Below are 19,373 nucleotides of genomic sequence, written 5' to 3' on the forward strand. Positions count from 1 at the left end.
CCGAGTTGCCAAGCCCCACCCCCACCGAAAGCCTGCATCCCCCCGCCCGCTCTGCACGTATTCCGATGAAATGCTCACGGCAATCGTCTCACCGCTTCCCTCCGCCGGCTGGCTCAGCCGCCGGGAGCCGGTGCGCCCACGCATGACCCCGGTTTCCGCCAACGAATCGACACCGGACCCGGCCGAGGAGCACCGCCGCCTCGCCGCCGCCCTCGCTCGCGGCGACAAACAGGCTCTCGCACGCCTCTACGACCTGCTGGCCAAACCGCTCTACTCCCTCGCGCTGCGCATCACCAACGACGCCGCCGAAGCGCAGGACGTCATCCAGGACGTCTTCCTCCAACTCTGGAACAAGGCGGTCGACTACGAGCCGGCACGCGGCAGCTACTTCTCCTGGGCCGCCACCCTGACCCGCAACCGCGCCCTCGACCGCGTCCGGATGCGCACTCGCCGCGCCGAGATCGTCCAGGAATCCGCGGGCGACCTTCTCCCCGCCAGCAACGACGACCTCGACTCCAGCGACAGCCTCTGGCTCCGGGAAAAAGCCAGCGCGGTCCGCGCCGCCCTCACCGCGCTCCCGCCGGAGCAAAAGGGCGCCATCGAACTCGCCTTCTTCCGCGGCCTCACTCAGCAGCAAATCGCGGAGCAACTCGGCGAACCTCTCGGCACGGTCAAAGCCCGCATCCGCCGCGGCCTCCTGCGGCTGCGCGAACACCTCACGTCCCGGCTATGACCACGGAACGCCACGAAGAACTCGCTGCGCTCTACGCCCTCGGTCTGCTCGACGGCGCGGAGAAGCGGTCGTTCGAAGCGGACCTCGCCGGCAACCCCGCGCTGCGCGCCATCGTCGACGACCTGAGCGAATCCTCCGCGGCGCTCGCCCTCGCCGTCCCGCAGGTCGAGCCGCCGCAGGAGCTGCGCGACCGCATCCTCTCGGCGGCCGTCGCGCCCCCCTCGTCCGATCGCCCCGTCGCTTCCGTGCTCCCTTTTCCGCTTGCGCGCGCGCTGCCTTGGGCCGCCGCCGCGTGTCTGGCGATCAGCACCGTTTTCTTTGCCACGCGCGCGATCTCCCTCCGCTCGGAGAACGACACGCTGCGCACCGAGCGCCAGCTCGCCGAAGTCGCCTACCAAATGGCGCAAAACAAACTCAGCGAGCGCACGCTCCTCGCCGAGCGCATGATCGCCGATCTCGGCGCGAAACTGAAGCACACCGAGGATCTCAGCCGGTTGAAGATCACCGCGCTCGCCTCCCTCGCCGGCAACTCGCCCGAGGCAAAGGCCGTCGCAGTCTGGGATCCCGAGCAACAAAGCGGCCTGCTCACCGTGGAGAAACTGCCCGCCATCGCCGCCGAGCAGGATTACCAGATCTGGGTCATCGATCCGCAGTATCCGATTCCCGTCGACGGCGGCGTGTTCAAGCCCGACGCCAGCGGCAAGGCGGTCCTCACCTTCAAGGGCGACAAACCCGTGAAACAGGCCTCCGCCTTCGCCATCAGTCTCGAGAAAAAAGGCGGCGTGCCGAAAGCCGAAGGCCCACTCGTGCTGCTCGGCAAATTCTGAGCCGTTGCGCGCCGCTGCGCAGGCTGGCGAGCATAATTTTCCCGGGTGGAAGTTGACTCTTGTCACTCGGCGGACCGCCGAAAGACTCGCGCGCGTATGATCATCAAACCGAAGGTCCGCGGCTTCGTCTGCGTGACCGCCCATCCCACGGGTTGTGCCGCGCACATCCAGGAGCAGATCGACTACGTTAAGTCCAAGGGCCCGATCACGAACGGCCCGCGCAACGCGCTCATCATCGGCGCGTCGACCGGCTACGGTCTGGGCTCGCGCATCGCCGCTGCGTTCGGTTCCGGCGCGAAGACGCTCGGTGTGTTTTTCGAGCGTCCTTCGGAGGACGGCCGTCCCGCCACCCCCGGCTGGTATAACACCATCGCCTTCACCAACGCCGCCCGCGCCGGCGGCCTCTACGCCGCCAACATCAACGGCGACGCCTTCTCCGACGACATCAAGAAGCAGGCGCTCGAAGTCATCGCGCGCGACATGGGCCCGATCGACCTCGTCGTCTATTCCCTCGCCTCGCCGCGCCGCACGCACCCGCGCACCGGCGTCGTTCACAAGTCCACTCTCCAACCGCTCGGCGCCCCCTACACCAACAAGACCGTCGACACCGACAAGGGCATCGTCAGCGAAGTCACCATCCCGCCAGCCGACGACACCGGTGTCGCCGACACCATCGCCGTCATGGGCGGCGAAGACTGGGAAATGTGGATGCAAGCGCTCGCCGACGCGAAGCTCCTCGCGCCCGGCGCCACCGCGATGGCCTACTCCTACATCGGGCCCCACCACACTTGGCCGATCTACAAGGACGGCACCATCGGTCGCGCGAAGATCGACCTCGAGCGGGCCGCCCGCGCCATCGACGCGCAGCTGAAGGCCCACGGCAACGGCCGCGCGTTCATCTCCGTCAACAAGGCCCTCGTCACGCAGGCCAGCTCCGCGATCCCCGTGGTGCCGCTCTACATTTCCATCCTCTACAAGGTCATGAAGGAAATGGGCCTTCACGAAGGTTGCGTGGAGCAGATGCAGCGCCTCTTCGCCACGCAGCTCTACAACGGAAACCAGCCGAAGCTCGACAGCGACGGTCGCGTCCGCGTCGACGACTGGGAAATGCGCCCCGACGTGCAGGCGAAGGTCGCCGAGATCTGGCCGCACGTCACCACCGAGAACCTCGCGCAACTGACCGACATCGCCGGCTATCGCGCGGAGTTCCTGAAACTCTTCGGCTTCGGCCTTGCGGGAATCGACTACGACGCCGAGGTCGAGCCGCACATCCCGATGAGCTGACGCTCAGCGGCACCGAGCAAAGATCGGTGACAAGTATCAAGACCTCCGCTCGCTTGCGGTCCTCTTGGCACTTGCCCCTTGATCCTTGTTCCTTCGCAAACGCATGCGAGTTGTCGTCCAACGCGTCGCGAACGCCAAAGTCACGGTCGAAGGCCGCGTCACCGGAGAGATCGGTCGCGGCCTTCTCGTTTTGCAGGGCATCGTGCCCAGCGACACGCCCGCCGACGGCGACTGGCTCGCCCAGAAACTCACCAAGCTCCGCATCTTCGAAGACACCGACGGAAAGATGAACCTCTCCGTCGCCGACATCGGCGGCGGCATCCTGCTCGTCAGCCAGTTCACGCTTCACGCGAGCACCGCCAAGGGCACGCGCCCGTCCTTCAACGCCGCCGCGCGCCCGGAAATCGCCCGCCCCCTCTACGAACTGTTCCAACAGCAACTGGCATCCGCACTCGGCCGTCCGGTCGCGACCGGCGAATTCGGCGCCATGATGCAGGTTTCCCTCGTGAACGACGGCCCCGTCACGCTCGTGATCGACTCGCAGCAACGCGAGTAAGCCTCACTCCCGCAGCCACGGCTTCACGTCGCTGCCCTTGAGGATCCGGTCGCAGTAGCCGAACGTTCCGGACTCGAGGATTTCCCGCGCCGCCGCATCCACGCCGCTCAACGCCGCACGGTAGAGCGACGCCGCCAAGCTCACGCGTTTCACTCCCGCCGCCTCGAGTTCGCGCAAACCCAGGCCCATCCCCGCGATGCTCGCCATGACGTTGACCGGCTTCCCGACCGCCGCGCACACGCGCCGGATATCGTCGATCTTCCTCAATCCCGGCGCGAACAGCACGTCGGCGCCCGCCGCCTCGTAGGCCTGCAGACGCCGGATCGCCTCGTCGATGCTGTCGTGGCCGTCGTGCAACAGATTCTCCGCCCGCGCGGTGACCACGAAAGGAAATCCGAGCGAACGCGCCGCCGCCACCGCAGCCGCCACGCGCTCCGCGGCGAACCCGATTTCAAATAACGGTGCCGACGGATCGCCCGTGAAATCCTCGATCGAGCCGCCGGCCAAACCTGCCTCCGCCGCGAGCCGGATCGTCTCCGCCACGATGGCCGGCGCGGTGCCGAATCCGTTCTCGAGATCGGCCGACACCGGAATCTCCACCGCCTCCGCGATCAAGCGCGCGTGCGCCAGCGCTTCGTCCCGCGTGATGCGGTTGTCCGCCTTGCCGAGCAACGCCGCCGCCGCCGCGCTCGACGTGGCGAGCGCCGTGAAGCCGCGTGCTTCGAGCAAACGAGCCGAGACCGCATCCCAAGGATTCGGAATAACAAAGACGCCGGGCGCCGCGTGCAGCTCCCGCAGACGTTGGGCCTTCGCCGCCTGATTCGTGCTCATGCCTTCATGGCAGCGACCCGAGCTGCGGCTGACGAGGGCGAAGCCAGCCGCCACCAGCACAGCCGGCGAGAATTCCCGGCGAAAGCTCCATGGACATTTCGGTGCGACTGGTTTCGCTTTCGCCATGCGCTTCCTGCTGCCCCACGCATTGGCCGTCGCATTGCTCGCGACCTCCATCCGCGCCGAAGAAGACCCCAGTCTCGCCTACTTCCGCGATCTCGCCGAGACACGGAACTACACGCTCGGTCGCCCCGTCTCGCCCAAGCTGACTCCGGATGGTGAACACGTCGTCTTCCTCCGCGCCCAATCGCGCAATCCCACGCTGCGCCTTTACGAGTTCACCGTCGCCACCGGCGAAGAACGCGAGCTGCTTTCGCCGGAGCAGATTCTCGCCGGCGGCGAAGAGAAGCTCACCGCCGAGGAGAAAGCGCGACGCGAGCGCCAGCGGCAAAGCCTGCGCGGCTTCACGTCCTTCGAGATGTCGCGCGACGGCGCGCAACTGCTCGTCGTCCTCTCCGGCAAGCTCTACGTCGTGAACCGCGCCACCCAGAAGTTCACCGAGTTGCCGGGCAAGAACTGGATCGATCCGCGCTTCTCGCCCGATGGCAAATCCGTCGCCGCCGCCAAAGAGCGCGAGCTCTTCGTCATCGACCTCGCAACCAACCGCGAGCGCCAGCTCACGGCCGGCGCGACCGACCTCATCAGCCACGGCGTCTCCGAATTTGTCGCGCAGGAAGAAATGAAACGCGACGAGGGTTACTGGTGGTCGCCCGATTCCGCGACGTTGCTCTATCAGGAAACCGACGAGAGCGCCGTTGAAACGCGCTACATCGCCAACGCGCTTCACCCCGAGGAGAAACCGACGAGCTTCGCTTACCCGAAAGCCGGTTCGCCCAACGCCAAGGTTCGCCTCGGTCTCATGCCCGTCGCCGGCGGCGCCACGACGTGGGTGCGATGGGACGCCGAACGCTATCCCTACCTGGCGCGCGTCAATTGGTCGAATCCCCGCGCGCCGCTCACGATCCTCGTGCAGAACCGCGAGCAGACCGAGCAGGTTCTCCTCGCGGTCGATCCGCACACGGGCGCGACAAACGAACTGCTGAAGGAAACCGACACGGCCTGGCTGAATCTCGACTACGACAGCGATGTTCCCCTCTGGGCGAAGGACGGCTCGCGCTTCCTCTGGACGACCGAGCGACGTGGCGCGTGGCAAGTCGAGTTGCGCGACGCCTCTGGCAAACTCGTGCGCGAGCTCACGCCTGCGAGCTTCACCTTCCGCGGCCTCGTGGGCCTCGACGAGGCCGCCGGCCACGTGTTCGTGAAGGGCAGCCTCGACGCGCGTGAGGTTCACCTCTGGCGTTTCCCGCTCGCCGGTGGACCAGGCTCGCAGCTGACCCGCGAAGCCGGACACCACAATGCCGTGATCGGCACCGGCGGCACGCGGCTCGTGCATACTTACGACCGCTTCAACGGCGCCTACGGCGCGCAGGTCATCGACGCCAATGGCCAGCCGCTCGCGATGCTCCGCAGCGTCGCCGAAGCGCTGCCCCGCCGGCCCACGACCGAACTCACGAAAGCCAAAAGTGCGCCCGAGTTCGACGCCGCCATTACGCGGCCCCGGAACTACGAGGCTGGAAAGAAATACCCGGTCATCCTTTCCGTTTACGCGGGCCCGACCGCCAAGCGCGTCAACGCCGTCGTGCGCGACTACCTTCCCGATCAGTGGACGGCCGACCAAGGCTACATCGTCGTGCGCCTCGACGGTCGCGGCACGCCGTGGAAAGGCCGGGACTGGGAACGCGTGATCAAGGGCAACTTCATCGACACTGCCCTCAACGACCAAATCGCCGGCCTCACCGCCCTCGCCGGCCAATATCCGGAGCTCGATCTCGCCCGCGTCGGCGTGACCGGTTGGTCGTTCGGCGGCTATTTCAGCGCGATGGCGACGATCCGCCGGCCGGATTTCTTTCGCGCTGGCGTCGCCGGTGCGCCCGTCATCACGTGGGAAAACTACGACACGCACTACACAGAGCGTTACCTCGGTCTGCCGCAGTCCGCCCCTGACGCCTATCGCGTCAGCAACGTCACGACCTACGCCAACGAGCTGCGTCGTCCGCTGATGCTCATCCACGGCCTCACGGACGATAACGTGTATTTCCAGCACACGCTGCAACTCGCCGATGCGCTCTTCATGGCTGGCAAATCCTACGAACTGCTCCCGATGCTCGGCACGCACATGGTCAGCGACCCGGTGGTGAAGCTCCGCCAGCAGCAACGCATCATCGAGTTCTTCAACCTGAACCTGAAGGGCGCACCCTGAGCGCGCCGGCGTCGATGGCGCCGCTCACTCGTGCGCGTAGCGCGGGACGGTGGCGGGACGGCCGTTGTCCTTGGGGCCGAGTTGCAGAATGAACGGTGCGGCGGTCTTCGCCCACTCGTCGGGCTTCACGTAGCTGCTTGCGCCGTCAGCCCACGCCTGCCGGAGCATGTCCGTGTCGATCACGCCCGGATTCAGCGGCACGGCGGCCATGCCTTTCGGCAACTCCTGCGCGAGCGCTTGCGTGAGTCCTTCGATCGCGAACTTGGACGCGCAATACGGCGCGACGTCGGGCGAAGTGCTGCGGCCCCAGCCGGAGCTAAGCGTCACGATCGTGCCGCTGCCGCGCGCGATCATCGGCGGCGCAAAGTGGCGGATCACCGTGGCCACGCCTTTGACGTTGATGTCGATGAGTCGGTTGAACTCCTGCGCCGGCACCTTCCAAAGGGGCGCAGGCTGGTTCATCACGGCGGCATTGCAGATGAGAACGTCGGGCGCGACGTCGGGCCCGCAAAGCTTGGCCGCCCAAATCGAGACCTTGGTTTCATCGGCGACATCGACGACCGAGAAATCGTGCGGCGCGGGGTGCGTGAAGCGCAGGTCGAGAATCTCCGCGCTGCGACCGCAGCCGGCGACGGTGTGGCCATTGGCGATATACCACTCGGCGAGCGCGCGCCCGAGTCCCTTCGTGACCCCGGTGATGACGATGAATTTCCCCATGCCGCCACCGTGTCACCGACGCGGCGTGGCGCAACCGTGATTCATCACCGCAACCTTATCAGAGCGTGAGCGCTGGCTTCTAGAGTCGCCTCGGCGCGGTTCGATCTTCTGCGATCCGCGTCGTCTACCATTGTGCGGTCATGCAATTCGTCGCCATATTGCTAGCCACTGTGTTCGCGCTCATCGCCGGACTCCACATTTTCTGGGGCTTGGGCGGTCGCTGGGGCGGCAGCGCGGCCGTGCCTAAACTCGCGGACGGCCAGCCTCTCTTTGTCCCCGGCATCGCCGCGTGCTTCGTGGTGGCGTCAGGCCTGGGTGCGTTCGCCTTCGTCTGTCTTTCTCACGCCGGCCTCACCAGTTGGCCGTTCTCCCGACTCTCAAGTGGCCACGCGCTATGGGTGATGGCCGCAATCTTTCTCGCCCGCACCGTAGGCGATTTCCGCTACTTCGGGCTGGCGCGCCGGGTGACAGGGACGGATTTCGCCCGGCTCGATCGGATTTTCTACACACCGCTCTGCGCGGGACTTTCGCTGATGTTGGCGTGGCTCGCAGCGCGCTGAGAGACCTCAGCGCGACTGCAGCCGGATCTTGTTCAGGCCGTTCTTGCGGCAGATGTCCATCGCGCCGGTGATGTGGCGCAGCGGCGTGTTTTCGTCGGAGCGAATCAAGACGGTCACGTCCTTGCTGATGCCGCCGAGTTCGTTCACGAGTTTCTCGAGTTCCTCGATCGAAACCTTCCGGCTGCGGGCGCCGGTCTGAAAGGTGAATTCGCCCTCTTTGGTGATTGCGATGGTAATCGAGTCCTTGAGCTCGCTCTTGCCGGCGGTTTCCACCTTGGGGAGTGTCAGGTTCATCGTCGCCACCGAGCGAAACTGCATCGTGACGAACGCGAAGAAGATCAACATGACGAGCACGTCGATCAACGGCACGAGGTTCATCTCGGGCCGCTTGCGCCGGCGCTGGTAGAGGCCGCTCATGACTGACGATTGCGGCTGAGCACGCGCTCGAGAATCACGTCGATCTGCACGGCGTAATTTTCCACCTTGCGCTGCAAGTAACCCGCGCCGACGAGCGACGGGATCGCGATGGAGAGACCGATGACCGTGGCGGAGAGCGCGAGCGCAACGCCCTTCGTGAAGGCGACCGGGTCAGGCAGGCCGGTTTCGGGGGAGATTTGCGAGAAGACCTGGAGCAGGCCGGTCACCGTGCCGGTGAGGCCGATGAGCGGCGCGGCGGCGTAGATGACGTCGAGATACGGGATGCCCCGCTCCATGCGGTTGATCTCGAGGCGGGCGAAGGCCTTCACCGCGTCCGGGTCGTCCTTATGCTGGCTGGCGTAGTCGAGCACGCGGGCGAGCACCGAGTGTTTGCCTCCGGCGTAAGCCTTATTCTGGAAGACGGCGTCGACCAAGTCGTCCGGGAGAACAGCCGCCTTGCGGAGGGAGTAGATGCGTTCGCAGATGATGAACACTGCGGCGATCGAGCAAAGAGCCAGTGGATAGATCAGGAGGCCTGCGCCCCGGAAGACGTCAAACATGGGAAGAGAGTGAGTGAACCGGGCAGTCAGACTCCGACAAGCCGGAAAAGGTTCATCTTTTTGCCCGGGAATCTTCCTATGACGCTCCTGAGCGCCAGCCGGTTGCGTCAGCGCGGGCGACGCAAGTCCGTCGCCATCTGGTTCAACTCAGTCTCGAGCTGGCTGCCTTTCGCGATGCGCAGCGTTCGGCGGGCCCGGTCAACGGCGTTCAACGCGTGTGCCACCTCACCGCGCCGACGGAGGTTCTCCACGAACGGTCGAACCACCTTGTCGAAGAAATCGATGTTCGCGCCGCTGCCGTAGGTTTCCAGCAGGCGTTGGTAAGTGCGGAACTGCGTCGCGATGTCGTCTCTCCGCAGGCTGCGCTGCAGGATGTCGCCGGCCTGTTGATAGCTCAGATCCGAGCGGGTGGCCTCATACTTCTTTGCGAGCCGCTGTTCTTCGACGTTGGCGAGACTGGCTTCGCCGCGCTCTCGCAGACTCGCGACGAGCTGCCGTCCGAAGTTGCTCTCCAGATCCGGATAGCCCGCAAACGCTCGCATCGCCTCGCGCAAGGTGCCTTCGCGCTCGCGGGCGTCGGTCCCGGCTATCTTTTGCGCGGACAAGAGCACCTGCCAGCCGCGGAGATTCCGGCTCTCGCGATTCACCGCCTCGCGCGCGGCGTGCAAAGCTGCGGCGGGGTCGTCCGCGCGAAGAAACTCGAGGGCAAATGACGCGTGCAGCTCCGACAGTTGGGAAAGTGGCAGCTGCCGGGAGCGTTTCGAAATGAAGGATAGCTCGTGGTCGGTGAGTTCGCGCCACGTCTGCGGGTCGCGCACGAAGCCGGCGACGAGTTTCTGCTCGGCGTAGCGCCCCGCGTCCATCACCCACCCCGTCGGCGAGAGAAAGCCGAACCACGCGTGCCGCCCGTCGAGTCCGGCGCCGCGAAACAGCAGCGTGGGCACGCCGCGCGCCTTGCCGACGTTGGCGGCGAAATACGCCTGATCGACGCAAATGCCGCCGTCGCGCAGGATCGATTGCAGCGCGTAGTCGCGTCCGGGCCACGTGAACTGGTTGTTCGCGACGCGCTCCTTCCGGTAGCGAATCATGTCGTAGGCCTTGGCCAGTTCGGAAAGCGGTGGCGTGACATTCTGCCGCGCCCAGACGAGTTCGGGAAACGGCGTGCTCGTATCGACGACGAACTTCAGCTCGCTCGCAGGGAGCCGCTTGAGTTTGTGCGCGGCGACATTCGCCCGGTCCAGCTTGGTCCAGTAGTCGAAGGCGGCCACCGGATCAGGCAACCGGCGCGGGAGAAGCGCTGCGCTCACCTGCCCGTGCGGCCAATCGGGCGGAGGCGGGACGTCGTAGACGACGGCGATCGCCAGCGCGAGCGACGCGTAGTCGGCAAAGACACTGGGATTCGCCGCCGCGATCTTCTGGAGGATTGCGAGCACCTCGACCGGATTGTCCTGCTCGACGAGAGTCGCGAAGAACTCCTGCGAGAACGCCACGTTGCCCACGAGCCAACGCTGCAATTCGGGTTTCAACTCTCCACTGAGCGAGCCTGGCGGCAGGGCGTAGTTGTGCGGCATGTTCGCGTGGCCGCCGCCGCCGGCCTCGATGGCTTTGATCCAAGTCTCGAGCGCCTGTCGCCGCGTCGTGCCGAAAAGCTGTCCCCAACGATACAGCAGCAGCCACGGCCCAGCGCTGGCGGGCTCACGCTCGTAGGCGCCCAGTGCGGCCGCACCCAAGCCCGGCTCCCACCGGCCCCACCCGTCGCGCGCGGCCGATGCCACCAACGCATCGAGGCGCGCGGCGGTGGGAGCGCGCGTCAATTCCTCTGCGGGAATCGTCAGGTCCTGCGCGCACAGCGGCGCCAGGAGGAGAACGAAGATCGGGAGCGCTCGCACGCGGGGACCAAAGCGCACGGCGCGAACGGCGACAACAAAAAGCCCGCCGGAGTGCGGCGGGCTGAATTGTTTGCGGAGACGGACTCGCGGCTTAGGACGAGACGCCGGTATCGGCCGTGGGCGTCTTCTGTTTGAACTCGAGCTTGTCGCCGTTGCGCACGACGAGGATCGGGTCGCCTTCCTTCACGTCCCCGCGGAGCAGGGCCTCGGCGAGAGGATCCTCGAGGTAGTGTTCGACCGCGCGGCGCAGCGGACGCGCGCCGTATTTCTCGTCGTAGCCCTTCTCGATGAGCAGGAGCTTCGACTCGGGCGAGAACTCGAGCAGGATGTGGCGCGCCGCGAGACGCTTGCCGACCTTCGCGACTTCGATCTCCACGATCTTGATCAGCTCCTCCTTGCCGAGCGGCTTGAAGACCACGAGGTCGTTGATGCGGTTGAGGAACTCGGGCTTGAAGACGCGCTTGGCCTCCTCGAGCACCTTTTCCTTCAGCTTGTCCTGATCGTGGAAGTCCGATTTCGCCGCGGCGGCGAAGCCCATCGTCGTCTGATTCTGGATCAGCTTCGCGCCGACGTTCGTCGTCATGAGGATGATCGTATTGCGGAAGTCGACGGTGCGGCCGAGCGAGTCGGTCAGGCGGCCGTCTTCGAGGATCTGCAACATCAGCTGCACGACGTCCGGGTGCGCCTTCTCGATTTCGTCGAAGAGCACGACGGAATACGGGCGGCGGCGGACGGCCTCGGTGAGCTGGCCGCCTTCCTCGTAACCAACATAGCCCGGAGGCGAGCCGATGAGGCGCGAGACGGAGAACTTCTCCATGTATTCGGACATGTCGATCTGCACGATCGCGTCCTGCGAGCCGAAGATCTGCGCCGCGAGTTGCTTCGCGAGTTCGGTTTTGCCGACGCCGGTCGGGCCGAGGAACATGAACGAGCCGATCGGGCGACGCGGATCCTTGAGGTCGGCGCGGCTGCGGCGCAGGGCGCGCGCGATCGCGACGGTGGCGGGATCCTGACCGACGATCACCTTTTGGAGCTCCTGTTCGAGGACGAGCAGCTTCTCGCTCTCCTTCTTCTCGAGGCGGCTGAGCGGAATGCCGGTCCAGTCGGAGACGACCTGGGCCATCATTTCCTCGTCGATGATGACGCGCTTCTCGTCGCGGACCTTCTTCCAGTCCTCGACCATCTGCTCCTGCTTGGAGCGGAGTTGCTTCTCCTTGTCGCGATACTTCGCGGCCTCCTCGAAGTGCTGGGCGGCGATCGCCTGCTCCTTCTGCGAGCAAACGTCGTCGATTTCCTTGGTCATGCCCTCGATCTCGGGCGGACGCACGAGCGCGCCGATGCGGGCGCGCGAGCCGGCCTCGTCGAGCACGTCGATGGCCTTGTCGGGCAGGAAACGGCCGGTGATGTAGCGGTCGGAGAGCTTGGCGGCGGCCTCGACGGCCTTGTCGGTGAAGGTCGCCTTGTGGTGCTCCTCGTATTTTCCGCGGATGCCTTTGAGGATGATGATCGTGTCGTCGACGGACGGCGGCTCGACCTTCACGCTCTGGAAGCGGCGGTCGAGGGCGGAGTCCTTCTCGATGTATTTGCGATACTCGTTGAGCGTCGTCGCACCGATGCACTGCAACTCGCCGCGCGAGAGCGCGGGCTTGAAGATGTTCGACGCGTCCATCGCGCCTTCCGCGGCGCCGGCACCGACGATCGTGTGCAATTCGTCGATGAAGATGATCACGTTCTTGGAACGCTTGATCTCGTCCATGACGGCCTTGATGCGCTCTTCGAACTGGCCGCGGTATTTCGTGCCGGCGACCATGAGGGCGAGGTCGAGCGTGACGACCTTCTTGTCGGCGAGGATCTCGGGGACGTTGCCCTTGGCGATTTCCTGCGCGAGTCCTTCGACGATGGCGGTCTTGCCGACGCCGGCTTCGCCGACGAGCACCGGGTTGTTCTTGGTGCGGCGGCAGAGAATCTGAATGACGCGACGGATCTCGTTCTTGCGGCCCACGACTGGGTCCATCTCGCCCTTGCGAGCGAGCTCCGTGAGATCGCGACCGAACGCCTTGAGCGCGGGCGTCTTGACCTCCTTCTTGTCTTCCGGGCTGGAGCGCGAGGACGCCGGCTCTTCGCCGCCGCCGCTGCCACCGGCGCCCGCTGCGCCCGCGCCGCCTGCCCCACCCTCGCCGCCCTGGCCGGCGGAGAACTGCGGGTCGAGTTCGCGGAGGATTTCGTTGCGGGTGCGCTCGATGTCGATGTCGAGCGACTTCAACACGCGGGCGGCCACGCCCTCGCCTTCACGAAGAAGGCCGAGGAGGATGTGCTCGGTGCCGACGTAGGAATGATTGAGGGCCTTCGCCTCCTTGCCGGCGAGCGCAAGGACCTTCTTCACGCGCGGCGTGTAGGGAATGCTGCTGGCCGGGGTCTTGGTTTCCTGGCCGGTGCCGACCTGTTTCTCGACCTCACCGCGGACGGTTTCGAGATCGAGGCCCATCTTCTGCAACACGCTCACGGCGACGCCCTGGCCGAGCTTGATGAGGCCCAGCAAGAGGTGCTCCGTTCCGACGTAGTTGTGGTGGAAGCGGTCGGCCTCCTTGCGAGCCAGCGCGAGCACTTGCTGCGCGCGTGGCGTGAAATTGTTCATGGGTTCCATGTGGGCGTTTGGAGAGTGAAATCGGTTACTTGGTGGCGTTACTGAAGTCCGGACCGGGCACTTTGGCAAATTCCGCGCGGAGCAACTGGCCGCGCATGACGTCGCGCTGGCCGGCCTCGACGGATTCTTTGACGGAGTTCTGAATGTGCCCCGGCTGGCACTCGATGAGGAGACGGTCGACGATCGCGCGCTGCGTGTCCGGGAAGATGCCGAGGTCGATGCCGAGGCGGATAAGCGAGAGGAGGTTCATCGCCTCGCCGGAGTTGAGCAGGAAGCCATGCTGGAGGATGCCGTAGGCGCGGCCAATCTTGTCGAAGAGTTTCGTCTGCTCGCCTTCGAGGAGTTTTTCCCGGGCGTTCAGCTCCTGCTCGATGATCGTGTTCAGCACACCGGTGAGATGCTTGATGATGTCCTCTTCGGTTTCGCCGAGCGTGGTCTGGTTGGAAATCTGGAAGATCGAGCCGCTGGCGTCGGAGCCTTCGCCGAACAGGCCGCGAACGGCCATGCCGAGCTGGTTGACGGCGCGCACGACTTTTTCCATCTGGCCGGAAATCACGAGAGCCGGCAGGTGCATCATCGTCGACGCGCGAATCGCCGTGCCGAGGTTCGTCGGGCACGCGGTGAGGTAGCCGAGCTGCGGGTTGAAGGCGTAGTCGAGATGCTCTTCGAGTTCGGTGTCGAGGGCGTCGATGGTGTTCCAGACCTTCTTGAACGAGAAACCGGCGCGCAGCACCTGAATGCGGAGGTGATCCTCTTCGTTGATCATCACGACGCACGACTGGTCGCGACTGATCACCATCCCGGCGCCCGCCTTGGCGTGGCTGAGTTCGCGGCTGATCAAGTGGCGCTCGACCAAAATCTGGCGCTCGAGTTCGGTGAGATCCTCGACGCCGACCGCGAGCCCGCGCTTCATCTGCGGGAGCGAAGACACGGCCTGCAGGCAAGCGCCGAGGACTTCGCGCCGCTGCGATTCCTTGGCCCAGCCGGGGAAAGGCATGCGTGCGAGATTTCGCGCCAAGCGGATGCGCGTCATGAGCACGACGGCGCTCTTGCTGGCCGACGTGTCGGTCAACTCGGAAGGCGCGGCGATGAGATCGTTGATCTTCATCTCAGTTTTGCGCGCGGGCCTTTTTGCCGACGGCTTGGCGGACTTGCGTGATCTCATCGCGGTAACGCGCGGCGTCTTCGTAACGCTCGGATTTGATCGCCTGATCGAGCTCGGTCTCGAGCTGCGTGAGGCGTTCGTAGAGGGATTTGCGCTCGATGGCTTTCTGCGGGATCTTGCCGACGTGCGACGTGCCCTTGTGCATGCTGTCGAGCACCGGCTCGAGCGTCTCGGCAAACGCTTCGTAGCACGCCGGACAGCCGAAACGGCCGGTCTTCTTGAAGTCCTGCTGGGTGAACCCGCACACCTCGCAGCGCAGGTCGCCGCGCGGCTCGGGATTCAGCGAAGCCTTCAAGAGAAGGTCGGCCAGCGAGAACCCGCTGGGATCGGTCACGCCCTTCGCCTGGGCACACGCCTCGCACAGGTCAACTTTGTGGATCTTGTTGTTGACGATCTGAGTGAGATGGACCGTGGCAGGCTTCGAGCACAGGTCGCACTTGAGGGAATTGGCCATGTAAATTCGTGGAGGTGACAGGTTCAGCGGCGGGCCTGCCGTCTCCGTGTCGGTTACCCGCGGACCGCTGTCCTTTGACGATTGTGAAAATGCCCAAACTCATTCGCGAAGCAAGTGCGCAGTCCTCCGCGCGTGTGGCATCGCGCCCCTGGAGCGCCTCCTTCGCACCCCGAACGCGAATTCACCCGCAGCCCGCGCGCGGCGAGTCTTGACCGCGCCAGACGCCGACGCGCGGCGCCGTCTCACGTGTCACAACGGCGAGAATGGGCTTGCGGTTATTTTTTCCTATGACTCGACTCGCGGCCTCTTCGTTATGCTATCAGGCGACCGCCGCAACGCAGGCTTCACCCTCATCGAGCTGCTCACGGTCATCGCCATTATCGGAATCCTCGCCGCACTGATTTTCCCGACCGTCGGCAAAGTCCGCGAAACCGCCCAGCGCACCGTCGACGCGAACAACCTCCGCGAAATCGTCAAAGCCGCGCAGCTCTACGCCGCCGACAACAACGATCGTCTGCCCGACCCGACGACGATCGCCACCCAATACCCCGGCCTCGGCCAAGGCGCCTTCGCGTGGGCCGGCATCCTCGCCCAACGCGGCATCCTCACCGACCCCACTTTCTACTTCGCGAAGAACGATCCCCAGTTCAACGGCACTTACCCGACCGCCATCGTCACTCCCACCAGCCGCACGACCATCGACTCCTCGTTCACCACGAACCGCGTGCTGTCGTTCGAACTCGTCGGCGGCCTGCGCATGAGCGACGGCCCGACGGTTCCCGTCGCCTTCACCCGCGGCCTGCTCACCACCGGCCTGTGGAGCGCCGAGAATGGCGTCTACAAGGACGCCGGCGGCCACATCGCTTTTCTGGGCGGCAACGTCCAGTTCTACCCCAACACCACCGAGGCCGCCAATCAGTTCACTCTGAACAACGGCCAGAAGGGCAGCAACCTGCTGCAGGCGCTCCCCTTCAACAGTAATGCAGCAAGCAATCCGAGGGTCTACGCGACGCCCCCGGCCGGCGTCGGCTCCCAAGCCGGCACGCCCGCCGTGCGCGCCTCGTAAACCCGATTAGTCAGCACAGACCCGCCATTGCTTTCGGCTAAAAACAAAAGCCCGGCCCGCACAGGCCGGGCTTTTTTCTTTTCCCGCGCCGCCCTCCATCTACTTTCGGCCGCTTTCCACCCCGCGAAGGCAGCCGCCGGGATCGCCCCCATGCCACGCGTCAGCCTCGCGCCCTAGTCCCTTTCCTCCTTCAATCTCCCCGTGCCCACCGTTCCGCCCTTCCCGTCCGACGTGCCGCCGACCTTCGTCGTCGGCCACAAGAACCCCGACGCCGACTCCATCTGCTCCGCGGTGGCCTACGCCGCCTTCAAGGAAGCCCGCGGCGAAAAAGGCTACGTCGCCGCCCGCTGCGGCAACTCCAACGCCCGCATCGACGCCATCCTCGCGCGCTTCCACACGCCGCTCCCGCTCTACCTCGCCGACGTCCACCCGCGCGTCCAGGACGTCATGGTTAAGGACGTCCACAGTCTCCCCGAAAACGCCACCTGCGCGGAGGCCCTCGAATTCATCGATCGCTTCGGCCACCGCGTCGTCCCCGTCGTCGGCCCCGACCAAAAGCTCACCGGCACCATCAGCACACCCGCACTGGCCCACGCGTTCCTTCCGCAAATCTCCGAGCCGAAGAAAATGCGGCTCGTGAACACCGACCTGAACTCCATCGCCCGCACGCTGCGCGCCGAAGTCGTCCACCTCGGCACCGAGTCCGACGTCGTCGAGGAACTCTTCGTTCGCATCGGCGCCATGGACATCGCCTCCTTCTGGCGCCTTTCCCAAGCCGAAGGCATTCCCGCCGAGAAATCCATCATCGTCGTCGGCGACCGCAGCGACATCCAGCAGCGCTCCCTCGAACTCGGCATGCGTCTCCTCGTCATCACCGGCGGCAAGCGCGTGCACCCGTCCATCGCTGACGCCGCCCGCGCCCGCGGCACAACGCTCTTCATCAGCCCCTACGACACCGCCACCACCGCCTGGCTCATCCGCACCGCCAGCCGCCTCGCTCCGGTCGTCGACCGAAACTTCGCCACCGTCAACGCCGACAGCCGCCTCGCCGACGTCCGCCGCAAAGTCGGCGGCTCCGCCGCGCCCGCGTTCATGGTCCTCACCGACACCGGCCGCCTCGCCGGCATCCTCACCAAGACCGACATGCTCAAGCCCGTGCCGACGCGCCTCGTGCTCGTCGACCACAACGAGCTCACCCAAGCCGTCCCCGGCGCCGACGAAGTTACGATCACCGAAATCATCGACCACCATCGCCTCGCCCCGATGGCCACGCCGCAGCCGATCTTCTTTCTCAACGACCCCGTCGGCTCCACCTGCACCATCGTCGCCGACCTTTTCCGCCGCTACGGCCTCAAGCCCACGCCCGATCTCGCCGGCCTCATGATGTCCGGCCTCATCTCCGACACGCTGCTCCTCCAAAGCCCGACCTCCACCGCCAAGGACGCCGACATCCTCGCCTGGCTCGAATCGCATGCCGACATCAAGGCCAAGGCCCTCGCCGAACTCATTTTCAGTTCCGGCTCCGTCATCCTCGCCAGCCCACCCGCCAAGGTCGTGCGCTCCGACTTCAAGATCTACGACGAGGAAGGCGTGCACTTCTCCGTCTCGCAGGTCGAGGAACTCGGCTTCGACAACTTCTGGGCCCACGCCAAGGAAATCGCCGCCGCCCTCGGCGAGCTACGCGACACCGAGAAACTCAACTTCGCCGCGCTGCTCGTCACCGACATCAACACGCAGAACTCCCTCCTCATCGTGAAAGGCGAGCCCGAGTTCATCCGCAAAATTTCCTACGCCCACGTCGAACAGGACGAGATCTTCGACCTCCCCGGCGTCGTCTCCCGCAAGAAGCAACTCATCCCCTACCTCACGAGTTTACTGCGAGAGATGCGGGGGTGACTTGCATTGGCGGATTATTTTACGCGCAACAGCAGCGATTCCACGTAAGTAATCCCTAGCGGAGAAAGATGAATTCGCCGCGCCATGCGGTCATATTCGATCAGTTTCTCTTTGTGCGCGCGCGTCAGCACATCGCGCCGAAACACTGCCGCATTCGAATGTTCGGACCACCGAAACAGTTCTGCTTCGGCTACGGCTTCAACGTGTGAGTAGACGAGCAAAAGCGCCTTATCTTTGAAGGACAAATCGGGACGCAATACCCGTTTGACGCCGGCTACGTCCCATACCACAGGGTTGGTTCGGTCGACCAACGCGTCGACGGTGGCCCTAGCGGTTTCAGTATCCACCGAGTGGAAAATACGGACCAGTTCAGCCAAAAGCCACTTTGACATTCCGAGCACGGCGGCGGCGTCCATGTGGTTCGGATCTACGTCACCGCCCGTGTGCCCCACTCCGCGGTTATTTCGAATTTCGTAAAGTGCCAACAGCATGCGCGGAATTTGAATGCGCACGCTGCGACTAAACTTGTTTTGGTCCGTCTGCTCGAGTTGACGGCAAGCATCCACCATGTTTTGCGGTTTGGCGGGAGCGTCCGGATATGCTCCGTCCACCAAGCCGCGCAAAATAGAGTAGATGATTTCGCACAGCTTTCCCCCGTTAAGCTCAGCAGGTTCCCACCTGCGCTCTCTGAAGTTTCGGACTATTTCGCGATAAGCGTTCAGTAGTGGAATTCGCAGGCTATCCGGAATGCCGGCTAGCAGACCGCCTACTTCCGCTGAGGCTGGATTCATACCTTAGTCTTGGGTGGCAGGTCGTGCTCGACGAGATTTTCGCCCGCCACGGTCATTCGAATATCCCCGGATTTAGAGGTATCGATCCATCCTTTTCGGCTCGCTGTCATTCGGAGACCAGCATCGATGTCGAGCGGGCTCTTAGCTCCGATATCTTTGAAACCGGTATGAACGTGATCTCTGGTGATACCGCTCAGTCCTAGCGTGTTTTGCAGATAGTAGATAATCACCGCAAATCGTTCTTCGTTGGTCGAAGGTCTTTTCTCTCCACAGAAATCTTTCAGCGATTTCTTCCCGTCAGGCTTCAAGTCCAGCTCGCCCAATACCCGCGGTGATCCTACGGCCGCTCTCTTGCGCGGTTTCCCGCCAGGCTCGTCACTCTTTCCAATTGAACCGTCACTCACCGTGGTTGCGGAAGCTTGAATTTCAGGTCGCCCAATATTTCTCTCAGAACCCGACGTCGCTCGGAACGTCGCGATCAGAACTTGGAAAGCTTGCAGCTGGACAGAGTCAGATTTGAACGCATTTACCGCTTCCGCGATAGCGGGCATTTTTTTCAGCAGGTCATCACCTTCGAGACATGTGCTCATAGTTAGGGTTAAGTCTATCGGATTTGAGACATCCCCTTGGCCCCGAGGACACCGACGCGCGAATGTTGAGAAA

General features: G+C 64.5%; 18 protein-coding genes. 8 read left to right on the top strand and 10 right to left on the bottom strand.

All coding sequences use genetic code 11. The annotated features are described in order from the left end of the window. Nucleotides 1–70 precede the first annotated feature (70 nt). The 4 genes from HZA32_13640 to HZA32_13655 all read left to right on the top strand — a co-directional run bounded on the left by HZA32_13640 (nucleotide 71) and on the right by HZA32_13655 (nucleotide 3,400). Nucleotides 71–733, top strand: coding sequence for a sigma-70 family RNA polymerase sigma factor (locus HZA32_13640; GenBank protein MBI5425114.1), 663 nt, complete (start codon nucleotides 71–73; stop codon nucleotides 731–733). Beyond that, nucleotides 730–1,560 (top strand): anti-sigma factor, encoded by an 831-nt coding sequence (locus HZA32_13645; protein MBI5425115.1) that lies wholly within the window; start codon nucleotides 730–732, stop codon nucleotides 1,558–1,560. The genes HZA32_13640 and HZA32_13645 overlap by 4 nt, the downstream gene beginning before the upstream one ends. A gap of 96 nt (nucleotides 1,561–1,656) precedes the next feature. Next, nucleotides 1,657–2,844: a trans-2-enoyl-CoA reductase family protein gene (locus HZA32_13650; protein MBI5425116.1), complete on the top strand. Its 1,188-nt coding sequence runs from the start codon at nucleotides 1,657–1,659 to the stop codon at nucleotides 2,842–2,844. 103 nt (nucleotides 2,845–2,947) lie between these two features. Next, nucleotides 2,948–3,400: a D-tyrosyl-tRNA(Tyr) deacylase gene (locus tag HZA32_13655; GenBank protein MBI5425117.1), complete on the top strand. Its 453-nt coding sequence runs from the start codon at nucleotides 2,948–2,950 to the stop codon at nucleotides 3,398–3,400. 3 nt (nucleotides 3,401–3,403) lie between these two features. Here HZA32_13655 and HZA32_13660 read toward each other — a convergent pair whose 3' ends face one another. Continuing rightward, nucleotides 3,404–4,231 (bottom strand): isocitrate lyase/phosphoenolpyruvate mutase family protein, encoded by an 828-nt coding sequence (locus tag HZA32_13660; protein ID MBI5425118.1) that lies wholly within the window; start codon nucleotides 4,229–4,231, stop codon nucleotides 3,404–3,406. A 124-nt stretch (nucleotides 4,232–4,355) separates the two neighbouring features. Between HZA32_13660 and HZA32_13665 the strand changes: the two genes are divergently transcribed. After that, nucleotides 4,356–6,551, top strand: a complete 2,196-nt coding sequence (locus HZA32_13665; GenBank protein ID MBI5425119.1) for a DPP IV N-terminal domain-containing protein — start codon at nucleotides 4,356–4,358, stop codon at nucleotides 6,549–6,551. Between the two features lie 24 nt (nucleotides 6,552–6,575). Here the strand turns inward: HZA32_13665 and HZA32_13670 are convergent, their stop codons facing one another. Next, nucleotides 6,576–7,268, bottom strand: a complete 693-nt coding sequence (locus HZA32_13670) for an SDR family oxidoreductase (protein MBI5425120.1) — start codon at nucleotides 7,266–7,268, stop codon at nucleotides 6,576–6,578. A gap of 140 nt (nucleotides 7,269–7,408) precedes the next feature. On the opposite strand from HZA32_13670, the gene HZA32_13675 reads away from it, so the two are divergent. After that, nucleotides 7,409–7,828, top strand: coding sequence for a DUF3995 domain-containing protein (locus tag HZA32_13675; GenBank protein ID MBI5425121.1), 420 nt, complete (start codon nucleotides 7,409–7,411; stop codon nucleotides 7,826–7,828). A 6-nt stretch (nucleotides 7,829–7,834) separates the two neighbouring features. Here the strand turns inward: HZA32_13675 and HZA32_13680 are convergent, their stop codons facing one another. The 6 genes from HZA32_13680 to HZA32_13705 form a co-directional block, all read right to left on the bottom strand. Then, nucleotides 7,835–8,245, bottom strand: coding sequence for a biopolymer transporter ExbD (locus HZA32_13680; protein MBI5425122.1), 411 nt, complete (start codon nucleotides 8,243–8,245; stop codon nucleotides 7,835–7,837). Further along, nucleotides 8,242–8,805 (bottom strand): MotA/TolQ/ExbB proton channel family protein, encoded by a 564-nt coding sequence (locus HZA32_13685; GenBank protein ID MBI5425123.1) that lies wholly within the window; start codon nucleotides 8,803–8,805, stop codon nucleotides 8,242–8,244. The genes HZA32_13680 and HZA32_13685 overlap by 4 nt, the downstream gene beginning before the upstream one ends. A 107-nt stretch (nucleotides 8,806–8,912) precedes the next feature. After that, nucleotides 8,913–10,694, bottom strand: a complete 1,782-nt coding sequence (locus HZA32_13690) for a hypothetical protein (GenBank protein MBI5425124.1) — start codon at nucleotides 10,692–10,694, stop codon at nucleotides 8,913–8,915. 91 nt (nucleotides 10,695–10,785) lie between these two features. Further along, on the bottom strand, nucleotides 10,786–13,338 hold the full coding sequence (locus HZA32_13695) for an ATP-dependent Clp protease ATP-binding subunit (protein MBI5425125.1): 2,553 nt from the start codon (nucleotides 13,336–13,338) through the stop codon (nucleotides 10,786–10,788). Nucleotides 13,339–13,363: 25 nt separating this feature from the next. Next, entirely contained in the window at nucleotides 13,364–14,446 is a 1,083-nt protein-coding gene (locus HZA32_13700) for a protein arginine kinase (protein MBI5425126.1), read from the bottom strand. 1 nt (nucleotide 14,447) lies between these two features. Beyond that, entirely contained in the window at nucleotides 14,448–14,957 is a 510-nt protein-coding gene (locus tag HZA32_13705; GenBank protein ID MBI5425127.1) for a UvrB/UvrC motif-containing protein, read from the bottom strand. A 313-nt stretch (nucleotides 14,958–15,270) separates the two neighbouring features. Between HZA32_13705 and HZA32_13710 the strand changes: the two genes are divergently transcribed. Both HZA32_13710 and HZA32_13715 read left to right on the top strand, forming a co-directional pair. Then, nucleotides 15,271–16,023 carry a type II secretion system protein gene (locus tag HZA32_13710; GenBank protein ID MBI5425128.1) on the top strand — a complete coding sequence of 251 codons (753 nt, stop codon included), beginning with the start codon at nucleotides 15,271–15,273 and terminating at the stop codon, nucleotides 16,021–16,023. Nucleotides 16,024–16,254: 231 nt separating this feature from the next. After that, nucleotides 16,255–17,919 (top strand): putative manganese-dependent inorganic diphosphatase, encoded by a 1,665-nt coding sequence (locus HZA32_13715; protein ID MBI5425129.1) that lies wholly within the window; start codon nucleotides 16,255–16,257, stop codon nucleotides 17,917–17,919. Nucleotides 17,920–17,933: 14 nt separating this feature from the next. On the opposite strand, the gene HZA32_13720 is transcribed toward HZA32_13715, so the two are convergent. Both HZA32_13720 and HZA32_13725 read right to left on the bottom strand, forming a co-directional pair. Further along, nucleotides 17,934–18,710: a hypothetical protein gene (locus HZA32_13720; protein ID MBI5425130.1), complete on the bottom strand. Its 777-nt coding sequence runs from the start codon at nucleotides 18,708–18,710 to the stop codon at nucleotides 17,934–17,936. Then, nucleotides 18,707–19,300, bottom strand: a complete 594-nt coding sequence (locus HZA32_13725; GenBank protein ID MBI5425131.1) for a hypothetical protein — start codon at nucleotides 19,298–19,300, stop codon at nucleotides 18,707–18,709. The genes HZA32_13720 and HZA32_13725 overlap by 4 nt, the downstream gene beginning before the upstream one ends. Nucleotides 19,301–19,373: the final 73 nt, after the last annotated feature.

Source organism: Opitutia bacterium (genome assembly GCA_016217545.1).
Classification (GTDB): Bacteria; Verrucomicrobiota; Verrucomicrobiia; order Opitutales; family Opitutaceae; genus Didemnitutus.